Origin of the sequence: Frigoribacterium endophyticum, from assembly GCF_011759585.1 — a bacterium.
Lineage (GTDB): Bacteria > Actinomycetota > Actinomycetes > Actinomycetales > Microbacteriaceae > Frigoribacterium > Frigoribacterium endophyticum.
Window position 1 is genome coordinate 363,764 of the sequence record NZ_JAAOYV010000002.1, and the last position, 23,396, is coordinate 387,159.

The 23,396-nt window shown below is 73.1% G+C and carries 20 protein-coding genes and 1 riboswitch; of the genes, 7 read left to right on the forward strand and 13 right to left on the reverse strand.

Going from position 1 to position 23,396, the window contains the following annotated elements:
* Positions 1-13: 13 nt before the first annotated feature.
* On the forward strand, positions 14-1,360 hold the full coding sequence (efeB, locus tag FHR77_RS09065) for an iron uptake transporter deferrochelatase/peroxidase subunit (protein WP_167259759.1): 1,347 nt from the start codon (positions 14-16) through the stop codon (positions 1,358-1,360).
* A 68-nt stretch (positions 1,361-1,428) separates the two neighbouring features.
* On the opposite strand, the gene FHR77_RS09070 is transcribed toward efeB, so the two are convergent.
* The 6 genes from FHR77_RS09070 to FHR77_RS09095 all read right to left on the reverse strand — a co-directional run bounded on the left by FHR77_RS09070 (position 1,429) and on the right by FHR77_RS09095 (position 9,523).
* The gene (locus FHR77_RS09070; RefSeq protein WP_167259761.1) at positions 1,429-1,944 is read right to left on the reverse strand and encodes a hypothetical protein; all 516 of its coding nucleotides are present in this window, start codon (positions 1,942-1,944) and stop codon (positions 1,429-1,431) included.
* Between the two features lie 131 nt (positions 1,945-2,075).
* The gene (typA, locus tag FHR77_RS09075; protein WP_056056572.1) at positions 2,076-3,986 is read right to left on the reverse strand and encodes a translational GTPase TypA; all 1,911 of its coding nucleotides are present in this window, start codon (positions 3,984-3,986) and stop codon (positions 2,076-2,078) included.
* A gap of 145 nt (positions 3,987-4,131) precedes the next feature.
* Positions 4,132-5,892 (reverse strand): dipeptide ABC transporter ATP-binding protein, encoded by a 1,761-nt coding sequence (locus tag FHR77_RS09080; RefSeq protein WP_167259763.1) that lies wholly within the window; start codon positions 5,890-5,892, stop codon positions 4,132-4,134.
* Entirely contained in the window at positions 5,889-6,845 is a 957-nt protein-coding gene (locus FHR77_RS09085) for an ABC transporter permease (RefSeq protein ID WP_056056576.1), read from the reverse strand. The genes FHR77_RS09080 and FHR77_RS09085 overlap by 4 nt, the downstream gene beginning before the upstream one ends.
* Positions 6,835-7,764, reverse strand: coding sequence for an ABC transporter permease (locus tag FHR77_RS09090; RefSeq protein ID WP_056056578.1), 930 nt, complete (start codon positions 7,762-7,764; stop codon positions 6,835-6,837). Before FHR77_RS09090 ends, FHR77_RS09085 begins: the two co-directional genes overlap by 11 nt.
* 133 nt (positions 7,765-7,897) lie before the next feature.
* Entirely contained in the window at positions 7,898-9,523 is a 1,626-nt protein-coding gene (locus tag FHR77_RS09095; protein WP_056056580.1) for a peptide ABC transporter substrate-binding protein, read from the reverse strand.
* Between the two features lie 282 nt (positions 9,524-9,805).
* Here FHR77_RS09095 and FHR77_RS09100 point away from each other — a divergent pair, with 282 nt between their 5' ends.
* The gene (locus FHR77_RS09100) at positions 9,806-10,600 is read left to right on the forward strand and encodes a CPBP family intramembrane glutamic endopeptidase (RefSeq protein ID WP_341777398.1); all 795 of its coding nucleotides are present in this window, start codon (positions 9,806-9,808) and stop codon (positions 10,598-10,600) included.
* An 81-nt stretch (positions 10,601-10,681) separates the two neighbouring features.
* Here FHR77_RS09100 and gcvP read toward each other — a convergent pair whose 3' ends face one another.
* From gcvP to FHR77_RS09135, 7 genes are all read right to left on the reverse strand, one after another.
* Positions 10,682-13,510, reverse strand: a complete 2,829-nt coding sequence (gene gcvP / locus FHR77_RS09105) for an aminomethyl-transferring glycine dehydrogenase (protein WP_243861755.1) — start codon at positions 13,508-13,510, stop codon at positions 10,682-10,684.
* Between the two features lie 101 nt (positions 13,511-13,611).
* Entirely contained in the window at positions 13,612-13,989 is a 378-nt protein-coding gene (gene gcvH / locus FHR77_RS09110; RefSeq protein WP_167259769.1) for a glycine cleavage system protein GcvH, read from the reverse strand.
* A gap of 119 nt (positions 13,990-14,108) precedes the next feature.
* Positions 14,109-15,428 carry a glycine cleavage system aminomethyltransferase GcvT gene (gcvT, locus tag FHR77_RS09115; RefSeq protein ID WP_167259771.1) on the reverse strand — a complete coding sequence of 440 codons (1,320 nt, stop codon included), beginning with the start codon at positions 15,426-15,428 and terminating at the stop codon, positions 14,109-14,111.
* 221 nt (positions 15,429-15,649) lie between these two features.
* Positions 15,650-15,753, reverse strand: a riboswitch (glycine riboswitch).
* Between the two features lie 73 nt (positions 15,754-15,826).
* Complete coding sequence (locus tag FHR77_RS09120; protein ID WP_167259773.1) at positions 15,827-17,218, reverse strand: HD domain-containing protein; 1,392 nt, start codon at positions 17,216-17,218, stop codon at positions 15,827-15,829.
* Positions 17,215-17,706, reverse strand: coding sequence for a hypothetical protein (locus FHR77_RS09125; protein WP_167259775.1), 492 nt, complete (start codon positions 17,704-17,706; stop codon positions 17,215-17,217). Before FHR77_RS09125 ends, FHR77_RS09120 begins: the two co-directional genes overlap by 4 nt.
* Positions 17,707-17,843: 137 nt before the next feature.
* Positions 17,844-18,302 (reverse strand): SseB family protein, encoded by a 459-nt coding sequence (locus FHR77_RS09130; protein ID WP_167259777.1) that lies wholly within the window; start codon positions 18,300-18,302, stop codon positions 17,844-17,846.
* Positions 18,303-18,353: 51 nt separating this feature from the next.
* The gene (locus FHR77_RS09135; RefSeq protein ID WP_167259779.1) at positions 18,354-19,172 is read right to left on the reverse strand and encodes a putative protein N(5)-glutamine methyltransferase; all 819 of its coding nucleotides are present in this window, start codon (positions 19,170-19,172) and stop codon (positions 18,354-18,356) included.
* 185 nt (positions 19,173-19,357) lie between these two features.
* Between FHR77_RS09135 and FHR77_RS09140 the strand changes: the two genes are divergently transcribed.
* The 5 genes from FHR77_RS09140 to FHR77_RS09160 all read left to right on the forward strand — a co-directional run bounded on the left by FHR77_RS09140 (position 19,358) and on the right by FHR77_RS09160 (position 23,395).
* Entirely contained in the window at positions 19,358-19,840 is a 483-nt protein-coding gene (locus FHR77_RS09140; RefSeq protein WP_167259781.1) for an FBP domain-containing protein, read from the forward strand.
* A gap of 71 nt (positions 19,841-19,911) precedes the next feature.
* Positions 19,912-20,226: an antibiotic biosynthesis monooxygenase gene (locus FHR77_RS09145; RefSeq protein ID WP_167259783.1), complete on the forward strand. Its 315-nt coding sequence runs from the start codon at positions 19,912-19,914 to the stop codon at positions 20,224-20,226.
* 199 nt (positions 20,227-20,425) lie between these two features.
* Positions 20,426-21,550 carry a LolA family protein gene (locus tag FHR77_RS09150; protein WP_167259785.1) on the forward strand — a complete coding sequence of 375 codons (1,125 nt, stop codon included), beginning with the start codon at positions 20,426-20,428 and terminating at the stop codon, positions 21,548-21,550.
* Positions 21,547-22,548: an ABC transporter ATP-binding protein gene (locus tag FHR77_RS09155; protein ID WP_341777297.1), complete on the forward strand. Its 1,002-nt coding sequence runs from the start codon at positions 21,547-21,549 to the stop codon at positions 22,546-22,548. The genes FHR77_RS09150 and FHR77_RS09155 overlap by 4 nt, the downstream gene beginning before the upstream one ends.
* Positions 22,535-23,395, forward strand: a complete 861-nt coding sequence (locus FHR77_RS09160) for an ABC transporter permease (protein ID WP_056056599.1) — start codon at positions 22,535-22,537, stop codon at positions 23,393-23,395. The genes FHR77_RS09155 and FHR77_RS09160 overlap by 14 nt, the downstream gene beginning before the upstream one ends.
* Position 23,396: the final 1 nt, after the last annotated feature.

Consider the following 23,396-nt stretch of genomic DNA (forward strand, 5'->3'; position numbering starts at 1 on the left):
TGGGCGGCCGGGCGTGACGGACGACGAGCGGCACGACGAGCAGCACGAGGGCACGGCCCCGGGCTCGGGCGAGGCACGCGCCCCCCGCGGCGGCATCTCCCGGCGGGGCCTGCTCGGCCTGCTGGGCACGGGCGTGGGCGCGGGGGTGCTCGGCGCCGGGGTCGGGGTCGGGGCCGACCGCGCCGTCCAGGCGCACGCGACGGGCGCCTCCGGCGCATCGGCCCGCTACCCCTTCGCCGGCCGCCACCAGTCGGGCATCGTCACCGCCGCGCAGGACCGCCTGCACTTCGCCTCGTTCGACATGGCCGGGGGCACGACGCGCGACGACCTCGTGTCGCTGCTCCGCGACTGGAGCGCGGCGGCGGCCCGCCTGACCCAGGGCCTCGACGTGAGCGAGGCCGGCTCCGTCGGCGGCTCGCCGCTCGCTCCCCCGGACGACACCGGGGAGGCGCTGGGCCTGCCTGCGGCCGGGCTCACCGTGACCATCGGGTTCGGCCCGACCCTCTTCACCGACGCGACCGGGGCCGACCGCTACGGCATCGCCTCCCGACGGCCCGCCGCCCTCGTCGACCTGCCGCACTTCTCGGGCGACCAGCTCGTCGAGGCCCTCACCGGCGGCGACCTCTGCGTGCAGGCGTGCAGCGACGACCCGCAGGTCGCGGTGCACGCCATCCGCAACCTCTCGCGCATCGCCTTCGGCCGCGCCTCCCTCCGGTGGTCGCAGCTCGGCTTCGGCCGCACCTCGTCGACGACCCGCGGCCAGAGCACGCCCCGCAACCTGTTCGGCTTCAAGGACGGCACGGCGAACCTCAAGGCCGAGGACACCGCGGCGGTCGAGGAGGGCGTCTGGGCCGCCGGCTCGGACGGCAGCGCGTGGATGGACGGCGGCTCGTACCTCGTCGCCCGCAAGATCCGCATGACGATCGAGACGTGGGACCACGCGTCCCTCGCCGAGCAGCAGACCGTCGTAGGCCGCGACAAGCGCGACGGAGCGCCGCTCTCCGGCGGCGACGAGTTCACCGCGCCCGACTTCTCGGCCGCGGCGACGGACGGCTCGGGGCCCGCCATCGCGCGGGACTCGCACGTCGCCCTCGCCCACCCCGACCAGAACGGCGGAGCGACCCTGCTGCGCCGCGGCTACAACTTCGTCGACGGCAACGACCAGCTCGGGCGGCTCGACGCCGGGCTGTTCTTCCTGTGCTTCCAGCGCGACCCGCGGCGGCAGTTCGTGCCGATCCAGACGGCCCTGTCGCGGAACGACCGGATGAACGAGTACCTCAAGCACGTCGGCTCGGCCATCTTCGCGGTGCCGCCGGGCGCGTCGGAGGGCGGCTGGGTCGGCGAGACCCTGCTCGGCTGAGCGGCGCGGTCTCCCGGGGCGACCGTGACCGCGACGACTGCGGCGCTCTCGTCGCCCGGCCGCTGCGCCTAGACGGGCGTGACGACGTAGGTCGCCAGCACCGCCCCGTCGGAGGCCTGCGTCGTGATCGTGAGCACGACGCGGTACGTGGGGCCGGTGAACGTGCCGAGCGCGGTGTCGGCGTCGACGTTCACCCCCGCGGCGGAGTACCCGGCCGCCTCGAGCGCCGCCTGGGCCGTCGCGAAGTCGTCGAGGCTCGCCACGGCGAGCTGCGCGACCCAGCCCGAGCCGTCCGGGCCCGCGCCTCCCCCGCGCACCGTGCCGTCGAGCAGCGGCACCTCGGCCGGGAACGACTCGGGCAGGGTGCCGTCGGTCGAGACGCTCGCACCGCCGAGGGCCTCGCTGACGGCGTCGCCGACGGCGCCCTCGACCGTGCCGCGCACGCTCTCGACGCCCTGGTCGACGGCGCTGCCCACGACGTTGTCGAGCGAGCTGCAGGCCGTGAGCCCGCCGACGAGACCTGTGGCGAGCAGCAGGCAGGTGGCGGAGCGGACGAGGCGGGTGCGGGCGGGTGTCGGGGTCACGCGACGACCGTAGCGGCCGCGACTGGGCGACGTCGTAGAACGTGCGGCGGGTGCACCCACCGGGCCCCCGGACGACGGGAGGCGCCCCACCGGTCGGTGGGGCGCCTCCTGACGGCGTTCGGTGCGGAGCGCTACGCGTTCTGCTTCTTGAGGCGAGCGGTGCTGCGCTGGCGGGCGCTGGCGTCGAGCTCGACCTTGCGGATGCGGATCGCGTCGGGGGTGACCTCGACGCACTCGTCGTCACCGGCGAACTCGAGGGCCTCCTCGAGCGAGAGCACCTTGGAGGGCGTCATCGACTCGAAGTTGTCGGCCGTCGACTGACGCATGTTGGTCAGCTTCTTCTCCTTGGTGATGTTGACGTCCATGTCGTCGGCGCGCGAGTTCTCGCCCACGACCATTCCCTCGTAGACCTCTTCGGTGGGCTGCACGAAGAACGACATGCGCTCCTGCAGGTTGATGATCGCGAAGGGGGTGACGACGCCGGAGCGGTCGGCGATGATCGAGCCGTTGGTGCGGGTCGAGATCTCGCCGGCCCAGGGGCCGTAGCCGTGGCTGATGCCGTTGGCGATGCCGGTGCCGCGCGTGTCGGTGAGGAACTGCGTGCGGAAGCCGATCAGGCCGCGCGAGGGGACGATGAACTCCATGCGGACCCAGCCCGAGCCGTGGTTCGCCATGTTCTCCATGCGGCCCTTGCGGGCGGCCATCAGCTGCGTGACGGCGCCGAGGTACTCGTCGGGCACGTCGATGGTCATGTGCTCGAAGGGCTCCTGCAGCTTGCCGTTCTCGTCACGACGGGTGACGACCTGCGGCTTGCCGACGGTGAGCTCGAAGCCCTCGCGGCGCATCTGCTCGACGAGGATGGCCAGCGCGAGCTCGCCGCGGCCCTGGACCTCCCACGCGTCGGGGCGTCCGATGTCGACGACCTTGAGCGAGACGTTGCCGACGAGCTCGCGGTCGAGGCGGTCCTTGACCATGCGGGCGGTCAGCTTGTGGCCCTTGACCTTGCCGATGATCGGCGAGGTGTTCGTGCCGATGGTCATCGAGATGGCCGGGTCGTCGACCGTGATGGTCGGCAGCGGGCGGACGTCTTCGGGGTCGGAGAGGGTCTCGCCGATGGTGATCGTGTCGAAGCCGGCGACGGCGACGATGTCGCCGGGGCCCGCGCTCTCGGCCGGGTAGCGGCTGAGGGCCTTCGTCACCAGGAGCTCGGTGATGCGCGCGTTCTGCACGGTGCCGTCGGACTTGACCCAGGCGACGGTCTGGCCCTTCTGCAGCGTGCCGTGGAAGACGCGGAGGAGCGCCAGACGACCGAGGAACGGCGAGGCGTCGAGGTTGGTGACGTGCGCCTGCAGCGGGTGCTCGTCGTCGTAGCGCGGCGCCGGCACGTGGGTGAGGATCGCGTCGAAGAGCGGCTCGAGGTCGTCGTTGTCGGGCAGCGAGCCGTCGGCGGGCTTGTTGGTCGACGCGGCGCCGTTGCGGCCCGAGGCGTAGACGACGGGCACGTTGAGGATGGCGTCGAGGTCGAGGTCCTCCACCTCTTCGCTCAGGTCGCTGGCGAGGCCGAGGAGGAGGTCCTGGCTCTCGGCCACGACCTCGTCGATGCGCGCGTCGGGGCGGTCGGTCTTGTTGACCAGCAGGATGACGGGCAGCTTGGCCGCGAGGGCCTTGCGGAGCACGAAGCGCGTCTGGGGCAGCGGGCCCTCGGACGCGTCGACGAGCAGCACGACGCCGTCGACCATCGAGAGGCCGCGCTCGACCTCGCCGCCGAAGTCGGCGTGGCCGGGGGTGTCGATGACGTTGATCGTGATCGGGCCGTCGGTCGCGTGGGCACCGTTGTAGAGCACCGAGGTGTTCTTCGCGAGGATCGTGATGCCCTTCTCGCGCTCGAGCTCGTTGCCGTCCATCATGCGGTCTTCGGTGTCGAAGTGCGCGTCGAACGAGTTGGTCTGCTTGAGCATGGCGTCGACGAGGGTCGTCTTGCCGTGGTCGACGTGGGCCACGATCGCCACGTTGCGCAGGTCGCTGCGGATGGCAGTCGCCATGGATGTATTCCTTACGAAAGAGTGAGGGGGGAAGTGGTCGGGACGAAGCCCGGCCCGATCAGTCTACGGCACGTGGTAAAGGGCCCCTCTCGCCGTGCGCGAACACGGCGGGAGGGGCCCTCTCCCGGTGGGCGGGAGGACCGGCTCAGCGCCCGAAGGCGAAGTTCGCGCCGGGGATCGCCTCGAGGAGCTCCTGGGTGTACTGCTTCGTCGGCGCCGCGAAGATCTCGTCGGTGGTGCCCGACTCGACGATGCGGCCCTTCTGCATGACCGCCACGTTGTCGGCGATGAGCCGGACGACGGCGAGGTCGTGCGTGATGAAGAGGTACGTCAGGCCCAGCTCGGTCTGCAGGTCGGTCAGCAGGTCGAGGATCTGGCCCTGGACGAGCACGTCGAGGGCCGAGACGGCCTCGTCGAGCACGATGACGTCGGGCTTCAGGGCGAGCGCCCGCGCGACGGCGATGCGCTGGCGCTGACCTCCCGAGAGCTCGTTCGGGTAGCGGTTGACCGTCGACGCCGGGAGCGACACCTGCTCGAGCAGCTCGCGCACGCGGGCCTGGCGGCTCGCACGGTCGCCGATGCCGTGGGTCACCAGCGGCTCGGCGATCGTGTTGCCGACGCTGTACATCGGGTCGAGCGAACCGTACGGGTCCTGGAAGACCGGCTGGACCCGGCGACGGAAGTCGAAGAGCGCCTTGCCCTTCAGCGCGCCGACGCTCTGGCCGTCGATCTCGACGGTGCCCGACGAGATCGACTCGAGCTGCAGCACGAGCTTCGCCACGGTCGACTTGCCGGAGCCCGACTCGCCGACGAGCGCCATCGTCGTGCCGCGCGGGATCGCGAACGACACGTCGTCGACGGCCTTGAGCTCGGTCGTCTTGAAGCCGCCCTGACGGATCTGGTAGATCTTCGACAGGTTCTGCACCGAGATGTAGCGCTGGTCGGCCTTGCCGGCCTCCTCGCGGGCGTGGGCCCGGGCGATCAGCTCGGCGTCGTCCGCGCCCTCGGCCGACACGTCGGCGTCGTGCACGGTGTTCGGCGTGAGGGCCGACTGGATCCGGCGGCTCGCGAGGCTCGGCGCCGCGGCGACCAGGCGCTTCGTGTACGGGTGCTGCGGGTTGGCCAGGATCTCCTTCGAGGGCCCGGACTCGACGACGCGGCCCTTGTACATCACGACCAGCTTCTCGGCACGCTCGGCGGCGAGGCCGAGGTCGTGCGTGATGAAGAGCACGGAGGTGCCGTAGTCGCGGGTCAGGCTCTCGAGGTGGTCGAGGATGCGTCGCTGCACGGTCACGTCGAGGGCCGAGGTCGGCTCGTCGGCGATGAGCAGCTTCGGGCGCGACGACAGGCCGATGCCGATCAGCACGCGCTGGCGCATGCCGCCCGAGAACTGGTGCGGGAACTGCTTGAGGCGCTGGTCGGCGTCACCGAGCCCGGCCTCCTTCAGCACCTCGATCGCTCGCTCGCGGACGGCCTGCTTGCCGGTCGCGACGCCGTTGGCCCGGATGGCCTCCTCGACCTGGAAGCCGATGCTCCAGACCGGGTTGAGGTTCGACATCGGGTCCTGCGGGACGTAGCCGATCTCTCGGCCGCGCAGCGCCTGCATCTCGGCCTTGCTGACCTTCGTGAGGTCACGGCCCTCGAACAGGATCTGGCCGCCCGTGACGGTGCCCGTGCCGGGCAGGAGGTCGATGATCGAGGTGGCGGTGGTCGACTTGCCGGAACCCGACTCGCCGACGATCGCGAGGCTCTCGCCCTGACGGAGGGTCAGGTCGACGCCCCGCACGGCGTCGACGTAGCCCGCCTGGGTCTTGAAGCCGATCTTGAGGCCCTTGATCTCGAGCAGCGGAGCCGTCGAGGTGGAGGCGCCGGGCGCGCCCTCGGGGCGGGTGGAGGTGGACGTCATCGACGGGCCCTCGCCTTCGGGTCGAGGGCGTCGCGCACGACGTCGCCCATCATGAGGAACGACAGCACCGTGATCGACAGCGCGGCCGCGGGCCAGAACAGGGTCATCGGAGCCGTGCGGATGGAGACGCTCGCCTGGCTGATGTCGTTGCCCCACGACATGGTGCCGCTGGGCAGGCCGATGCCGAGGAAGCTCAGCGTCGCCTCGGCGACGATGAACGTGCCGAGCGAGACGGTGGCGACGACGATGACCGGGGTGATGGCGTTGGGCACGACGTGGCGGAGCAGGATGCGGAACCGCGAGACGCCGAGCGCGAGGCTCGCCGTCACGTAGTCGCTGCTCTTCGCGCCGAGCACGGAACCGCGCATGATGCGCGCGATCTGGGGCCAGGCGAAGAGCGACAGCACCAGGGCCACCGTGAGGGGCGTGCGGGAGGGCAGCACCGACATGAGGACGATGGCGCCGAGCACCGTGGGGATGGCGAAGAAGATGTCGCCGATCCGCGAGACGACCGCGTCGAGCCAGCCGCCGTAGAAGCCGGCCAGCGAACCCACGATGATGCCGATGATCGTGACGATGACGGTCGCGAGCAGGCCCACCGTGAGGGAGGCGCGGGTGCCGTAGACGACGCGGGCGAAGACGTCGAGGCCCTGACGGGTGAAGCCCATCGGGTGGCCGGCCTCCGGGCCCTCGTTGCTCGACTGCAGGTCGGCGCCGCTCGTCGGGGAGGTGTGGGTGAACAGCCCGGGGAAGACCGCGACGACGACCACGAGCAGGATGAGAGCCGCGGAGATCCAGAACAGCGGGCGGGACTTCATGCTGTCCCAGGCGTCGTCCCAGCTGCTGCGGGGCTTCTCGGACTCGTCGACGGCGTCGACGGCCTTGACGGGCGTCTCCTCGAGGTCGGCGACGAAGTGGTCGGCCGACAGGGGCGATGAGGCGTTACTTGGCATAGCGGATCCTCGGGTCGAGAACGGCGTAGAGCAGGTCGACGAGCAGGTTGGCCAGCATGAAGATGATGACCATCACGGCCACGAACGACACGACGGTGGGGCCCTCGCCGAGCTGGATGGCCTTGTAGACGGTGCCGCCGACGCCCTGGATGTTGAAGATGCCCTCGGTGACGATGGCACCGACCATCAGCGATCCGATGTCGACGCCGAGGTAGGTGATGACCGGCACGAGCGAGTTGCGGAGGATGTGCACGCCGACGACACGGCGGCGGGTGAGGCCCTTCGCCGTGGCGGTGCGCACGAAGTCGGCGCTCATGTTCTCCGAGACGGAGGCGCGGGTCAGTCGCACGATGTACGCGAACGACACGGAGGCCAGCACCAGGGCCGGCAGCACCAGCTCGTTCCACGGGGCCTGTGAGCTGACCGTGGTGCGGAAGATGCCGAGGTTGATGGCGAAGACGTACTGCAGCACGAAGCCGACGACGAAGATCGGCACGGAGATGAGCAGCAGGCTCACGACGAGCGCGCTCGTGTCGAAGATCTTGCCCTTGCGGAGACCGGCGACCAGACCGACGATGATGCCGGCGACGGCCTCGAAGACGAGGGCCAGCATCGCGAGGCGGAAGGTGATGGGGAAGGCGCGCGTCAGCTCGGACAGCACGGGACGACCGGAGAAGGTCGTGCCGAGGTCGCCCGTGAACAGTCCGCCGATGTAGAGCAGGTACTGGACGATGAAGGGCTTGTCGAGGTTGTACTGAGCCCTGATCTGCTCGAGGACCTGGGGGCTCGGCTGCTTGTCGCCGAAGAGAGCCGCCACGGGGTCGCCCGGCACGGCGAAGACCATGAAGTAGATGAGGAACGTCGCCCCGAAGAAGACGGGGATCAATTGGAGGAGCCGTCGACCGGTGTACCAGAGCATCAGGCCTCCTCGGTGTCGTGCGTGAGCATAGGTCGCAATCGTGTGGGTGGTGGACGCCCGCGGAGGGGGTCCGCAGCAGATCGCTCTGCTCCGGACCCCCTCGTGGACGGTGAGGCTGGTCGCCTCTCCGCTGCTAGTTCTTGGTGACCTCGTAGTACAGGGGCACCGAGTTCCAGCCGAACTGGACGTTGCTCACCGTGTCGGCGTAGACGCCGGTCACGTTGGAGTACCACAGCGGGACGACGGGGAGGTCCTTGAAGAGGACCTCCTGAGCGTCCTGGAACTTGGCGTTCGCGTCGTCGACGCTCGTGGCCTGGCTGCCCTCCTTGAGGAGGCTGTCGAACTCGTCGCTGGTGTAGCGGCCGTAGTTCGAGCCCGCACCGGACTGGTACAGCGGGGCGAGGAAGTTGTAGAGCGACGGGTAGTCGGCCTGCCATCCGGAACGGAAGGCACCGGTCATCGCGTCGTTCTCTTCTTCGTCGAGCAGGCCCTTGAAGTCGGGGTACGACTTGCCCTCGGCCTTGATGCCGAGCGTGTCGGCGATGCTGTTCGCTGCCGCGTCGACCCAGGCCTGGTGGCCACCGTCAGCGTTGTAGGCGATGGAGAAGACGGTGTCGCCGTAGGGCGCGATCGCGTCGGCTTCCTTCCAGAGCTTCTGGGCCTCGTCCTCGTTGTACGAGAGGACGTCCGAGCCGTCGAGGTCGTCCGAGTAGCCGTCGATGACGGGCGACGTGAAGTCCTTGGCGGGGGTGCGGGTGTCCTGGAAGATCACCTTGGTGATGTCGTCGCGGTTGATCGCCATCGAGATGGCCTGGCGGCGGAGCTTGCCCTCCTCCGTCGTGCCGTCGAAGTGCTCGAGGTACTGGGGGATGGTGAACGACTGGAAGATCGCGGCCGCCTGGTTGACGTTGCGGTCCGGGAAGTCGTCCTTGTAGGTCTCGAAGGCGCTGTCGGGGACGGCGTCGAGGATGTCCAGCACACCCGACTGGGCGTCGGCGTAGGCCGCGTCCTGCGTCGTGTAGAACGTGATGGTCAGGCCGCCGTTCTTGGGCGTGCGCGGGCCGTCGTAGTCCTCGTTGGTGACGAGCTTGATGTCCTGGTTGTGCGTCCAGGCGCCCTCGCCGTCGAGCTTGTACGGGCCGTTGCCGATCGGGTTCTCGCCGAAGGCCGCCGTGTCGGCGTAGAACGCCTCGGGCAGCGGGACGAACGCCGAGTAGCCGAGGCGCAGGGGCCAGTCGGCCTCGGGCGCGCTGAGCTGGACGGTGAACTCGGTGGGGCTGACGACCTCGAGCGCGAGCTCGCTGTCGGCGTCGTAGCTGAAGCCCTCGATGTCGTCGAAGAAGTAGCTGCCGCCCTGGGCGTTGCTGAGCTGCGCCGCCCAGTTCCAGGCCTTCGTGAACGACTCGGCCGTCACGTCGGTGCCGTCGGTGAACGTCAGGCCCTCGCGGATCTTGACGTCCCACTTCTGGTTGTCGTCGGAGGTGATGCTCTCGGCCACGTCGTTGACGGGCTCGCCCTTGGCGTCGTACGAGACGAGGCCCGCGAACACGGAGTCGATGATCTTGCCGCCGCCGACCTCGGTGGTGTTCGAAGGGATCAGCGGGTTCTGCGGCTCGTTGCCGTTCGTCGTGATGACGGCCGACGAGTCGCCCGAGGCGCTGTCGCCCGAGTCGTCGCTGCCGCTGGCGCAGCCCGTGAGGACGAGTGCTGCCGTCCCCACGACGGCGATGGCCCCGAGGCCCGTGCGCGTCTTCTTCAATGTTCCTCCTGATGCAAGAAAGGACGCAGCACAGCCCCCATGAGCCGTGCCGCGTTGGATGCAAGTACCCTAAGCACCGCCCGGAGGCATCACCAAACCTCACGGAGAACGGTTACACGACGGAAACCAACTCGCCGATTCGTTGCGTCGACGCACGGTTCGTTGCGCGTGGGGCCTGCATCTCGCATGGATCTGCTGCGAGGAATCCCCGAGGCTGCCGCTATCATCCCTGGCCCCGCACGACAGGTGTGGCCGTCCCGTACGATCAGCCGCGTGAGCGACGTGACGAGGGCCCGGCTGGCGGACGACGGCGTGGTGCCCTCCCGAGGGCGCGTGCGGGCCGAGATCGCGATCGTCCTCGCCCTGTCGCTCGGCGCCTCCGCGGTGTACTCGCTCCTGTCGCTGGCGAACCGGCTGACCCGCGACGTCGCCCTCTCGCAGCAGACCGCGACGCTGAACTCGTCGCTCAGCGACCGGCCGGTCTTCGACCTGCTCTACCAGCTGATGGGCATCGCGGTCGACCTCGTGCCGGTGCTGCTGGTGGCCTTCCTGCTCTGGCGGGAGGCCCGGCCGCACCTCGGTCGCCTCGGGGTCGACTTCTCGCGCGCGGGCCGCGACGTCGCGGGCGGAGCGGGCATCGCCCTGGCGATCGGCGTGCCGGGCATCGGCCTCTACCTCGTCGGGAAGGCCCTCGACCTCACGGTGACCGTGGTGCCCACCGACCTCGCGCAGCACTGGTGGACGGTGCCGGTGCTGCTGCTCTCGGCGCTGCGCGCCGGCGTCACCGAGGAGGTCATCGTCGTCGCCTACCTCTTCGCGCGCCTCCGCGACCTCGGCTGGCGGACCTGGCCGATCATCGTCACGGCGGCCCTGCTCCGGGGCACGTACCACCTGTACCAGGGGTTCGGCGCGTTCGTCGGCAACCTCGTGATGGGGCTGGCCTTCGGCTGGCTGTACGCGCGCACCGGCCGCGTGCTGCCGCTCGTCGTCGCGCACGTGCTGATGGACGCCGCGGTCTTCGTGGGCTACCCGTGGGCCGCCGCGACCTTCCCCGCGTTCTTCGGCCTGCCGAGCTGACGACGGCGCCCCGGCCGCTCCGCTCTCGCGGGGCGGCCGGGGCGCCGTCCATCGGTTCGCCGTCCGTCGGGGGCACGCGGCCTAGGCGAACGCCTCCACCGGCGGGCAGGCGCAGAACAGGTTGCGGTCGCCCCAGGCCTGGTCGATGCGGCGCACCGGCGGCCAGTACTTGCCGCGCACGAGCGACCGGACGGGGTAGACGGCCTCGTCGCGGGTGTAGTCGCGGGACCACTCCCCCGAGATGACCGACTCCGCCGTGTGCGGCGCTCCGCGCAGCGGGCTCTCCTCCACCGACCAGCGACCGGCGGCGACCTGGTCGGCCTCCGCCCTGATGGCGATCATCGCGTCGACGAAGCGGTCGATCTCGGCGAGGTCCTCGCTCTCGGTCGGCTCGACCATCAGCGTGCCGGCGACCGGGAACGACATCGTCGGCGAGTGGAAGCCGTAGTCGACCAGGCGCTTCGCGACGTCGTCGACCGTCACGCCGGTGGCGTCGCGGAGCGGGCGCAGGTCGAGGATGCACTCGTGCGCCACGAGGCCGTTCTCGCCCGAGTACAGCACCGGGTAGTGCTCGCGCAGGCGGGCGGCGACGTAGTTCGCGGCGAGCACGGCGGCGCCGGTCGCGGCGGTGAGGCCCTCCGTGCCCATCATCCGGACGTAGGTCCAGCTGATCGGCAGGATGCTCGGCGACCCGTAGGGGGCGCTCGAGACGGGGACGCCCCCGTGCGCGAGGCGCTCGCCCGCACCGGCGGCGGAGGCACCGGTGCGGCGGTCGGCCTGCTGCGCGAGCGGGTGGCCGGGCAGGAACGGCGCGAGGTGCGCCTTGGCCGCGACCGGCCCGACCCCGGGGCCGCCGCCGCCGTGGGGGATGCAGAACGTCTTGTGGAGGTTGAGGTGCGAGACGTCGCCCCCGAACTCGCCGAAGCGCGCGACGCCGAGCAGGGCGTTGAGGTTCGCCCCGTCGACGTAGACCTGGCCGCCGGCCGCGTGGACGGCGTCGGTCACCTCGCGGATGTCGTGCTCGTAGACGCCGTGCGTCGACGGGTACGTGATCATCAGCGCGGCGAGGTCGTCGGCGTGCTCGGCGACCTTGGCCCTCAGGTCGGCGAGGTCGACGTCGCCCTGCTCGTTGCAGGCGACGACGACGACGCGGAGGCCCGCGAGGACGGCGCTGGCGGCGTTCGTGCCGTGCGCGCTCTGCGGGATGAGGCAGACCGTGCGGTCGAGGTCGCCGTTCGCGCGGTGGTACCCGCGGATCGCGAGGAGGCCGGCGAGCTCGCCCTGGCTGCCCGCGTTCGGCTGCAGCGAGACGGTGTCGTAGCCGGTGACCTCCGCGAGCCAGCCCTCGAGCTGGCCGATCATCTCGAGGTAGCCCTCGACGTCGGAGGCCGGGGCGAACGGGTGGACCCCGGCGAACTCGGGCCAGGTCACCGCGGCCATCTCGGTCGCGGCGTTGAGCTTCATCGTGCAGCTGCCGAGGGGGATCATTCCGCGGTCGAGCGCGTAGTCCTTGTCGGCGAGGTGCTTGAGGTAGCGCATCATGCTGGTCTCGCTGCGGTGGGTGCGGAAGACCGGGTGCGTCAGGTAGTCGGAGGTGCGGAGGGCCGCCTCGGGCAGGACCTCGACCCGGGCCGCCGCGTCGAGCGGGGGCAGCGTGACGCCGAGCACGTCGGCCACCACCGCGACGTCGTCGCGCGTGGTCGTCTCGTCGAACGAGAAGCGCACGCAGTCGTCGTCGACGGCCCAGAGCAGGTAGCCGCGCTCGTGGGCGCTCGCGACGACCTCCCGGGCCCGGCCGGGCACGAAGACCTGCAGGGTGTCGAAGAACGTGTCGCGCTCGAGCTCGAGGTCGCTGGCCGTGATCGCCGCGGCGAGGTCGACGGCGTGGTCGTGCACGCGCCCGGCGATGTGCCGGAGGCCCCAGGGGCCGTGGTACACCGCGTACATCGAGGCCATCACGGCGAGCAGCACCTGGGCGGTGCAGATGTTCGAGGTCGCCTTCTCGCGGCGGATGTGCTGCTCGCGCGTCTGGAGGCTGAGCCGGTAGGCGGGGTGCCCCTCGGCGTCCTGCGAGACGCCGACGAGGCGCCCGGGCAGCTGACGCTCGAGCCCGGTGCGGACGGCCATGTAGCCCGCGTGCGGCCCCCCGAAGCCCATCGGCACGCCGAAGCGCTGGCTCGTGCCGACGGCGACGTCGGCGCCGAACTCGCCGGGCGCCCGCAGCAGGGTCATCGCGAGCAGGTCGGCGGCGACGACCGCGAGGCCCCCGGCCGCGTGCGCGGCCTCGACGACGGGCTCAGGGTCCCACACGGCGCCCGAGGCGCCCGGGTACTGCACGAAGACGCCGAAGGCGGCCGGCAGGTCGGCGGGCGCGGTCGTCGCGAGGTCGAGCTCGACGATCTCGACGCCGACGGCCTCGGCCCGGCCGGCCAGCAGCGCCTTGGTCTGCGGCAGTGCGTCCGCGTCGACGACGAAGACGTCGCTCGGCGCCTTCGACGCGCGGCGAGCGAGCAGCATGCCCTCGACGACGGCCGTGCCCTCGTCGAGCATCGACGCGTTGGCGGTCGTCAGGCCGGTCAGCTCGGAGACCATGGTCTGGAAGTTGATCAGGGCCTCGAGGCGGCCCTGCGAGATCTCGGGCTGGTACGGCGTGTAGGCCGTGTACCAGCTCGGGTTCTCGAGCACGTTGCGGCGGATCACGGCCGGGGTCACGGTGTCGTGGTACCCGAGGCCGATCATGCTGCGGGAGGCGCGGTTGCGGTCGGCGAGCCCGCGGAGCTCGGCCAGCGCCTCCTCCTCGCCGATCGGGGCGGGCAGCACCGAGCCCTCGACGGCGGACGCGTGGATGCTGTCGGGCACCGCGGCGCTCACGAGCGAGGCGACGCTGTCGTGCCCCAGCACGTCGAGCATGGCGCGCTGCTCGGCCGTGGTCGTGCCGACGTGGCGGTCGACGAAGCCGGTCGCGGCGCGGTCGGACCAGTCGCCGAACACGCTGCCCTCGGTCACGGCGCTCATTCGGCGGTCAGGGCGACGTACTCGTCGCGAGAGAGGAGGCCGACCTGGTCGCTCGACGACAGGGTGATCTTGATCAGCCAGCCCTCGCCGAACGGGTCGCTGTTGACGAGGTCGGGGCTGTCGACGACGGCCTGGTTCGCCTCGAGCACGGTGCCGAGCGCCGGGGCGAAGAGCTCGCCGACCGACTTGGTCGACTCGATCTCGCCGACGACCTTGCCGGTCTCGACCTCGGTGCCCTCGGCGGGCAGGTCGACGTAGACGACGTCGCCGAGCTTGTCGGCCGCGTAGTCGGTGATGCCGACGGTGGCGGTGTCGCCGTCGATGAGCAGCCACTCGTGCTCGGAGGTGTACTTCAGGGCGGTGAGGTCGGTCATGGCCGGGCCTTTCGTGGGGGCCGTCGTGCGACGGAGGCAGGGGCTGGGGTCGTGGGGGCGGTGCAGGGAGGGCGGTGCGGGAGGCGCGGTGCCGGCCGGGCGGGCCGGCCGCGGCCGGGCTAGGAGCGCTTGTAGAACGGCAGCGGGACGACCGCCGCCGGGATCGCCGTGCCGCGCACGTCGACGGCGAGGCCGGGGCCCCGCTCGACGACCTCGGGGTCGACGAACGCCATGGCGACGGGGTGGCCGAGGGTCGGCGAGAGCGCCCCCGAGGTGACCTCGCCGACGACCGTGCCGTCGTCGGTGACCACCGGGTAGCCGGCGCGGGCGGCACGACGGCCCTCGAGCGCGAGGCCGACGAGCACGCGGGCGTCGGGCGCGGGCTCGACGCCGGCCTTGCCGACGAACTCCTTCGAGGTGTCGACGACGCGGCCGAGCCCGGCCTGGGCGGGTCGCACGTCGAGGCCGAGCTCGTGCCCGTAGAGCGGCATGCCGGCCTCGAGGCGGAGGGTGTCGCGGCTGGCGAGGCCGGCGGGGACGACGCCGCGGGGCGCGCCGGCCTCGGCGAGCGCCGCCCACAGCTCAGGTGCGGTCTCGGGGGCGAGGTAGAGCTCGAAGCCGTCCTCGCCGGTGTAGCCGGTGCGGGCGATCAGCACGGGGGCGTCGTCGAAGGTGGCCTGCAGCACGCGGTAGTAGCGGAGGGTCGACAGCGGCGCGTCGGGCTGGAGGCGGTCGCTCGTGACCAGCTCGTCGAGGACGCCCTCGGCCTCGGGCCCCTGGATCGCGATCAGCGCGGTGTCGTCGCTCTCGTCGTCGACCGTGACGTCGAAGCCGGAGGCGCGGGTCGCGAGGGCGGAGAAGGCCGCGTCGCGGTTCGACGCGTTCGCCACGACGAGGAAGTCGTCGTCGTCGAGCCGGTACACGACCAGGTCGTCGACGATGCCGCCCTCGGCGCTGAGCAGCAGCGAGTACTTCGCGCGGCCGACCGCGATGGTCGAGAGGGTGCCGGCCAGCGCCCGGTCGAGGAAGGCCCCGGCCTCGGGGCCGGAGACGGCGATCTCGGCCATGTGCGAGAGGTCGAAGAGGCCGGCGGCGGTGCGCACGGCGTGGTGCTCGGCGAGGTCGGAGCTGTAGCGGACGGGCATCTGCCAGCCGGCGAAGTCGGTGAAGCTCGCGCCCGCGGCGACGTGGACGTCGTGCAGCGGGCTCAGGCGCTCGTCGGGCTCGTCGGCGGCGAGCGCCTCGGCCTCCGCGCCGTCGACGACGTCGAGGTCGCCGGCGCCCGGGCCGGTCGCGACCCCCTCGGTGCCGTCGTCGCCGGTGACGACGTCGCCGACCGCCTCGGTGGCCGCGGGGGCCTCGGGCTCGAGCTCGTCGTCGACGAGGTCGGCGTCGGTGGGGCCGGGGGCGGCGGGCAGGTTCGAGGACGCGTCGGACATCGGACTCCTGGAGGGACGGCCCGGCCGCGGGTGTCGCCGGCCGGGAGCGATGCCGTGCAGCACCTGCACGACGGGGTGGGCAGCGGCCAGCGTCGCTGGTCGCGGCTCCCCCTCTGTCATGGGCCTGAGAGCTTCACCGACCGAGGTCGGCTTTCACCGTGGGCGAGGAGGACGTCGGCCGACCTGACGACGGCGCGGTGCCTCCTGCTTTTCAGAGTGGCCAGTCCGTCGCGGTACGCGTACCTGAGAGATTGGCGGGGAGCTTGCTCCTTCGGTGCCCGGTCGGCGCAGCATCTGCGCACCGGAGCTCTCCCGCGACGTGTTCGTGGCCCGATGTTCGGTTGTGGGGGCAGCCTACAGGCGGCGTGTGACGAGCAGGTTTCGTGAGGGCGAGCGGCTCAGCCGAGCCGAGCGGCCAGCCAGCGCACCGCGCCGGCCTCGTCGACGTAGGCCTCGTCGTCCTCCGCCGCCGCCGCGGCCCGGAGCGTCTCGCGGAACACCGGCCCGGGCGTCAGCCCCGCGTCGATGAGGTGGCGCCCCGTGAGCAGGCCGCGCCCCGGCGTCCGCGGCGTCGCCGCGGAGACCTCGCGCCAGGCGTCGGCGGCCCCCCGACGGGACGCCCCGGCCCGCCCGGCCGCGTCGGCGTCGACCACCCGCGCCCAGTCGTCGAGCCCGGCCGGCGCGAGCCGTCGGCGCAGCCGTCGCACGGCGGGGCCGGAGGGACGCCCCGGCACCGAGACGTGGGTCATGTGCTCGCGGACGACCGGCAGCACCCGCTCCACGACGGCGCGGGGCGCCCCCATCGCGGCGAGCGTGCGCCGGGCGGGGTCGACCCCGGCCTCGGCGTGCCCGAGCGACCGCACGCGCCCGTCGTCGCCGAGCTGCGTGTGCGTGGCCTTGCCGAGGTCGTGCAGCAGGGCCCCGAGCACGGCCACCTCACGGTCGGCCGGGTCGGTGCCCTCCTCCTCGGCGGCCGTGGCCGCGGCGCGGGCCGCCAGCCCGAGGTGGGTCCACACGTCGCCCTCGGGGTGCCAGGCCGGGTCCTGCGGCACGTCGCGCACGGCCGCGAGGTCGGGCCACCGCGCGAGCCAGCCGGTCTGCTCCAGGGCGACCAGCGCCTCCGGCCAGTGGACCGCCCGGCGGGCGAGCTTCCGCCACTCGGCCCAGATCCGCTCGACGGGCAGGTCGGCCGCGGCGGGCAGCAGCTCGCGGCAGAGGGCGGCGGTCTCCGCGGCGACCGCGAAGCCGAGCCGGCCGGCCAGCTGCACGACGCGGAGGCCGCGCAGCGGGTCGTCGCCGAAGTGCTCGGAGACGTGCCTCAGCACGCCGCGCGCGAGGTCGGCCTCGCCGCCGTGCGGGTCGACGAGCTCGTGCGAGACCGGGTCCCAGGCGATGGCGCCGACGGTCAGGTCGCGACGGGCGGCGGCGGCTCGGTCGGCCTCGGCGACGCTCCGGCCCGCCACGAGCGGCTCGACCGACACCTCGACCTCCTCGCCGTCGACGACGACCGAGACGACGAGGAAGGCCGCGCCGCGGACGGCGACGGGGCCGAGCGGGGCGAGCGCGGCCCCGAGCACCTCGGTCGACACGTCGCCGTGCGCCTCGAGGTCGAGGTCGCGGGGAGGCTCGGGCGGCAGGCCGCGCCGCTCGGCGAGCAGCGCGTCGCGCACGGTGCCGCCCACCACGAGGGGGCGGAGGCCGAGGTCCGTCAGCACGCCGACGACGGCCGAGGAGGCGCGGGTCGGCACGACGAGGCCCGGTGCGGCCCGGCGGCCGCCCGCGTCGGTCACGCCAGGGGGCCGGTGAAGCGGCCGGGGAACGGCACCGGCACGTCGTCGCGCTCGTCGGCCGCGAGCACCGCGTCGCGCACGTGCGCCATGAGCACGGCGATGTCGGGCGGGAGCTGGGCCTGCGAGGCGCCCCCGTCGTCGACGACCTCGTCGAGCACGAGCACGCGCACCCCGGCGAGCAGCTCGGGCGGCGAGGGCACGGCCACGTACGTCGTGCCCGGCAGCAGCAGCCACTCACGCTGCCAGGGCTGCGACGAGAGCGCCGAGAGGTCGCGGCCCGTGCGCGTGACGACGGCGACGAGCGTCGGCCAGCCGAGGTTGTCGGAGGCCACCAGCGGGTCGAGGCTCGCGGGCGTCGGCACCGTGACGCGGAGCGGCGTCGCGGGCAGCGCCTCCTCCGCGCTCGAGCGGAAGACGACCGCGGGCGACGGGGGCATCGCGAGGGCGGCGGAGACGACGTCGGTGGGCTGCGGCGTGGCGGAGGTCATGGTGCGCCGATCCTGCCACGGACGACGCCCCGGCCGCGGGGTCGCGGTCGGGGCGTCGGGGAGGTCGGGCGGGGCGGGGTCGAGCTCGCGGCCGATCCGGGTGGGCGATCGAGACGCGGCGCGGTCGAGCCGGGGCGTCAGGCCTGGGCGGGCGTGCCGGGCTGACCGGGCTCGGGCGAGCCGGCGGCCTGGTGGGCCGCCACCAGCGCGCGCACGTCGCCGGCGAGCTGGGCCACGCCCTCGGGCAGCATCTCGAAGCCCTCGGCGTTGCCGGGGTTCACGACGAGGCCGGTCTGGGCCGGGATGGCCTGCACGAGCTCGGCGGCGGGCAGCACGGCCGTGAACTGCGCCACGCCCTTCACCTGCTCGCCGACCATGTCGACGTGGGTGAAGGCGGCGAGCATCGGCGTGCCCTCGCGGTCGAACAGCACGGGCTGCAGGTCGTTCAGGGACTCCTGGGCGTCGGTCGCGGTGGGCACCACGACCTGCGAGTTGACGAACTCGGCGAGGACGGAGTTCATGTCTCCCTCCCCTGCCTGGCCCTTGCTGATGGCCTGCTCGAGGGCGGTGGGTTCGCGGTTCTCCGTAGCGGTCATCCGTCGATCCTGCCCGCTCGACCTCCGAGTCGGCTCCGTGGGGTCGGCGCGTCAGCCGACCCGCGCCTCCGCCCGGCCCACGACGACCGTCGCGTCGCGGTCGTCGTCGCGGTGCACGCGGGTCGCCAGGCCGGCGGCGGCCAGCAGGGCCTCCGTGGCGTCGGCCTGCGCCTCGCTCGTCTCGACCAGGAGGCTGCCGCCGGGGGCGAGCCAGGCCCGCGCCTCCCCCGCGATCCTCCGGTGCAGGTCGAGGCCGTCGGCGCCGCCGTCGAGGGCGAGCACGGACTCGTGGAGGCGCGCCTCGGGCGGCATCGTCGCGATCGCGCTCGTCGGGACGTACGGCGCGTTGGCGACCAGCACGTCGACCCGGCCGAGGAGGCGCGGGGGCAGCGGCCGGAACAGGTCGCCCTCGAGCACGGACGCGCGGTCGCCGAGGGTGCGCCGGGCACGGCCGACCGCGGCGGGGTCGAGGTCGGCCGCCACGAGGTCGAGGGCGGGGCGGCGGTGCAGCAGGGCCGCGGAGACGGCGGCGACGCCGCAGCAGAGCTCGACGACGACGGGGCGGACGGGCGCGCCGGGGCCCGCGGCACGGAGGAGGGCGTCGGCGACGTCGACGAGCAGCTCGGTGCGGCGACGCGGGACGAACACGCCCGGCACGACGGGGACGCGCAGGCCGTCGAACGAGGCCCAGCCGAGCACCTGCTCGAGGGGCTCGCCCGCGACGCGGCGACGGACCATCGCCTCCCGTTCGCTGCCGGTCGCGGCCTCGACGAGCAGCCGGGCCTCGTCCTCCGCGAAGACACAGCCGGCGGCGCGCAGGCGCTCGACGACGTGCTGCTCGTCGCCCTGCCCCGCCCGCTGCTCGACCACGCCGCCAGCGTAGGCCCGGGTGCGGCGGGTCGCCGTCCTCCCCGGCGGGCCGGCGCGGGCCCGCCCACGAGGACAGGGACCCGCCGCATCGGCACGGCACGGCACCCGCACCGCACCAGGCCCACGCCCGGCGGCGGCGGAGCCGGGCCGCGTAGGCTCGCAGCACCGACGGCACGAGGGAGAACATGAAGCCGCTGACCGAGTCCGACATCCGCGAGTCGTTCGTCAACGCCCTGCCGGGCGACCTGGACCGCCTGCCCATCCCCGGCCTGCACGAGATGCTCTGGAGCGAGCGCGAGTTCCTCGGCTGGCGCGACCCGCAGGCCCACCAGCGCGGCTACATCGTGCACTGGGTCGACGACCGCCCGGTGGGCCTCGTCGTGCGCTCCTCCGGCGCCTCGCTCCGCCCCGGCATCGCGGCGATGTGCTCGCTCTGCCACTCCCCCCAGCCGGCCACGCAGGTGCGGCTCTTCACGGCGCCGAAGGCGGGCGAGGCGGGAGCCAACGGCGACACCGTCGGCACCTACATCTGCGAGGACCTCGCGTGCTCGCTGCTGATCCGGGTCGCGCCGCCGCACCTCAACCCGCCCGAGCAGATCGACCGCCGGGCCGCGGGCCTCACCGAGCGCGTCCGAGGATTCACGGCGAACGTCCTGAAGACGGCCTGACCACCGCCCTATCGTCGAGGAGGCGCGGTGCCGGTCGGCACCCCGCCCCACGAACCGCAGAGGGAGACCCCGTGTCCGTCGTCAAGATCAACGCCATCCACGTGCCCGAGGGGGCCGGCTCCGAGCTGGAGTCGCGCTTCGCCGCCCGTAAGCACTCGGTCGACGGGGCCCCCGGCTTCGAGGGGTTCCAGCTGCTCCGCCCCGTCGCGGGCGAGTCGCGGTACTTCGTCGTCACGACCTGGGCCGACGAGGAGTCGTTCCGCGCGTGGTCCGAGACGGGCGCGAAGGCAGCCCACGCCGGGCCTCCCGCGGACGGTGCCGACGCCCCGCGCCGGCCCGTCGCCTCGGGCGCCGACCTGCTCGAGTTCGAGGTCGTCGAGCTCTAGCCCGCGCCTGGGGAACCCCGTCGTCACCCCGGAACCCTGCCGCGGCGGGGTTCCCGGGCGAGGACGGGGTTCCTCTGCGAGAGCGGGTGCCTCGACGTCGAAGTGCCGTGCCCCGCGTCCCCAGTGGACTCCAGGCTTCCCGCGTACCCTGCTGCCCAGTCGCCGACCCGTCCGGGTCGACCCGAGAGGTGTCGTCACCATGAAGAAGTCCGCCCGCTGGATCACCGCCGCGGCCGTCCCGGTCGCCGTCGTCGCCGCCGGGGTCGTCGTGCCCGCCGTCTCGGCGAACGCCGAGGTCTCGCTGCCCGACAAGTCGGCGTCGCAGATCCTCCAGATGATCGCGGGCAGCTCCGACGCCGCGTTCTCCGGCACCGTCGAGCAGACCAGCGACCTGGGCCTGCCCGAGCTGCCGGCCTCGGCCTCGCGCGGGGGCTCGGGCGACTCCGTCTCGCAGGCCCTCGAGCTGCTGACCGGCAGCCACACCGCCCAGGTCTTCGTCGACGGGCCGTCGAAGCAGCGCGTCCAGGTCGTGGAGGACCTCGCCGAGCGCGACGTCGTGCGCGACGGCGACAGCGTCTGGGCCTGGGACAGCAGCACCAAGGAGGCGACGCACGCCACCCTGCCGGAGCACGAGGCCCGCGAGCTGCCGAGCACGCTGCCCGACGGCACCGCGGTGCCGCAGACGCCCGCCGAGCTGGCCGACGCGCTCGTGGCCGCCGTCGAGCCCAGCACGACCGTGACCACGAGCGACGACGTCTCCGTCGCCGGCCGTGACGCGTACCAGATCGTCCTCACCCCCGACGACGCCTCGACGCTCGTCGGCAGCGCCACGCTCACCGTCGACGCCGAGACCGGCGTGCCCCTCAAGGTCGTCGTGGCCGCGAAGGGCCAGGCCGACCCGGCCTTCTCGGTGGGCTTCACCGACGTGGACTTCCGGGCCCCCGACTCCGACGTGTTCGACTTCACGGCGCCCGCCGGGGCCGACGTCACCGAGGTCACGCCGCCCGCCGAGGGCACCGGCCACGACGGCCACGGCTCCGACGCCCAGGGCGAGCGCCCGACCGTCGTGGGGTCGGGCTGGAGCACCGTCGTCGGCCTGCCGGCCTCGACGTCGACGGACGCAGCGGTGGGCGGCCAGCCCGCTGACCAGGCCGAGGGAGACGCCGGCGACGCCGCCGCGCTGCTCGACCAGGTGACCACCGCCGTCGACGGGGGCCGCGTGCTGCAGACCTCGCTGGTGAGCGTCTTCCTGGCCGACGACGGCCGGGTGTGGGTGGGGTCCGTGGACGCCGACGCCCTCCGCACCGCCGCCGTCGGCCGGTGACCGACAGCCCGGTGACCGAGGCCGCCGCCGAGGCCCCCGCCGACGACGCCCTGGCGATCGAGACGCGGGGGCTCAGCAAGGCCTTCGGCCGGCAGCGCGCCGTGGCCGACGTCGACCTCGCGGTGCCGCGCGGCAGCGTCTACGGGTTCCTCGGGCCGAACGGCTCGGGCAAGACGACCACCATCCGCATGCTCCTCGGCCTCACCTCCGCGACCGACGGCCAGGCGCGCGTGCTCGGCGAGTCGATGCCCGAGCGGTCGCGCGACGTCCTGCCCCGCGTCGGCGCGCTCGTCGAGGGCCCGGCCTTCTACCCCTTCCTCTCGGGCCGGGCGAACCTCGCCCGCCTCGACTCGGGCGACCGGAGCGCGCCGTCGGCGACCCGCCGGGCCCGCGTCGGCGCCGCGCTCGACCGTGTCGGCCTCGGCCACGCCGCCGACAAGAAGGCCCACGCCTACTCGCTCGGCATGAAGCAGCGCCTCGGCCTCGCCGCCGCCCTGCTCATGCCGCGCGACCTGCTCGTGCTCGACGAGCCGAGCAACGGACTCGACCCGCAGGGCACGCGCGAGGTGCGTGGCCTCATCCGCTCCCTGGCCGACGAGGGCACGACGGTCTTCGTCTCGAGCCACCTCCTCGCGGAGGTCGAGCAGATGTGCACCCACATCGGCGTGATGAGCGCCGGTCGCCTGCTCACGCAGGGCACGCTCGACGACCTGCGAGCCCTCGGCGCCCACCGGGTGCGGCTGCTGACCCCCGACCCCGGGCCGGCCCGCGAGGTGCTCACGCGCCTGGGCCTCGCGCCCGACCCGGTCGGCACGGCGCCCGGCACCGGGCCGACGCACGTCGAGGCCGAGCTGCCGCAGCCGGGCCCCTCGCCCGAGTCGATCGTCGCCGCCCTCGTGGCGGCCGACGTGCGCGTGCGCGGCTTCGAGGTCGCCGGCGCCAGCCTGGAGGACCGCTTCGTCGACCTGACCGGGGAGGGCTTCGATGTCGCCGGCTGACGCCCCCGCCCGCCCCGCCCGCCGGGGCAGCGGCCTCGCGCTGCTCGGCAGCGAGGTCGCCGTGCTCTTCCGGCGCGTGCGCACGATCGCGCTGCTCGCGGCCCTCGCGCTCATCCCCGTGCTGCTCGCCGTCGCCGTGCGCGTCACGACCGACGGGTCGGAGGGCGGCGGCGACGGCCCGGCCTTCCTCGGCGACATCACCCAGAACGGCCTCTTCGTGTCGCTGACGGCGCTCACGGTGGCGATCCCGCTCTTCCTGCCGCTCACCGTGGGCGTGGTCGCCGGCGACACCGTCGCCGGCGAGGCGAGCCTCGGCACCCTGCGCTACCTCCTCGTGACGCCCGTGGGGCGGGTGCGCCTGGTGCTCGTCAAGTACGCCGGGGCGGCCCTCTTCTGCCTGGTGGCCACCCTCGTCGTCGTCGTCTTCGGCGCGATCGCCGGCGCGGCGCTCTTCCCCGTCGGGCCGGTCACCCTGCTCTCGGGGCAGACCATCGGCGTGGGCGACTACGTCGGCCGCCTGCTGCTGATGGCGCTCTACGTGACGATCTCGCTGCTCGGCCTCAGCGCGATCGGCCTCTTCGCGTCGACGCTGACGAGCGTGCCGGTGGGCGCCATGGCCGCGACCATCGTGCTCTCGACCGTGGCCCAGATCGTCGACGCCCTGCCGCAGCTCGACGCCCTCGACCCCTGGCTGTTCACCCACTACTGGCTCGGCTTCGCCGACCTGATGCGCGACCCCGTCTCGTGGGGGAACTTCGCCGACAACGCCCTGCTGCAGGCGGGCTACGTCGCCGTGTTCGGCGCGCTCGCGCTCGGCCGCTTCACCACGAAGGACGTCCTCAGCTGAG

Coding starts and splice junctions, on each gene's coding strand:
- typA (WP_056056572.1), bottom strand. CDS start 3,986: ATGGCGACTGCCATCCGCAGCGACCTGCGCAACGTGGCGATCGTGGCC.
- FHR77_RS09080 (WP_167259763.1), bottom strand. CDS start 5,892: ATGACGTCCACCTCCACCCGCCCCGAGGGCGCGCCCGGCGCCTCCACC.
- FHR77_RS09085 (WP_056056576.1), bottom strand. CDS start 6,845: ATGCCAAGTAACGCCTCATCGCCCCTGTCGGCCGACCACTTCGTCGCC.
- FHR77_RS09090 (WP_056056578.1), bottom strand. CDS start 7,764: ATGCTCTGGTACACCGGTCGACGGCTCCTCCAATTGATCCCCGTCTTC.
- gcvP (WP_243861755.1), bottom strand. CDS start 13,510: ATGCTCGACGTGCTGGGGCACGACAGCGTCGCCTCGCTCGTGAGCGCC.
- gcvH (WP_167259769.1), bottom strand. CDS start 13,989: ATGACCGACCTCACCGCCCTGAAGTACACCTCCGAGCACGAGTGGCTG.
- gcvT (WP_167259771.1), bottom strand. CDS start 15,428: ATGTCCGACGCGTCCTCGAACCTGCCCGCCGCCCCCGGCCCCACCGAC.
- FHR77_RS09125 (WP_167259775.1), bottom strand. CDS start 17,706: ATGACCTCCGCCACGCCGCAGCCCACCGACGTCGTCTCCGCCGCCCTC.
- FHR77_RS09130 (WP_167259777.1), bottom strand. CDS start 18,302: ATGACCGCTACGGAGAACCGCGAACCCACCGCCCTCGAGCAGGCCATC.
- FHR77_RS09140 (WP_167259781.1), top strand. CDS start 19,358: ATGAAGCCGCTGACCGAGTCCGACATCCGCGAGTCGTTCGTCAACGCC.
- FHR77_RS09150 (WP_167259785.1), top strand. CDS start 20,426: ATGAAGAAGTCCGCCCGCTGGATCACCGCCGCGGCCGTCCCGGTCGCC.
- FHR77_RS09160 (WP_056056599.1), top strand. CDS start 22,535: ATGTCGCCGGCTGACGCCCCCGCCCGCCCCGCCCGCCGGGGCAGCGGC.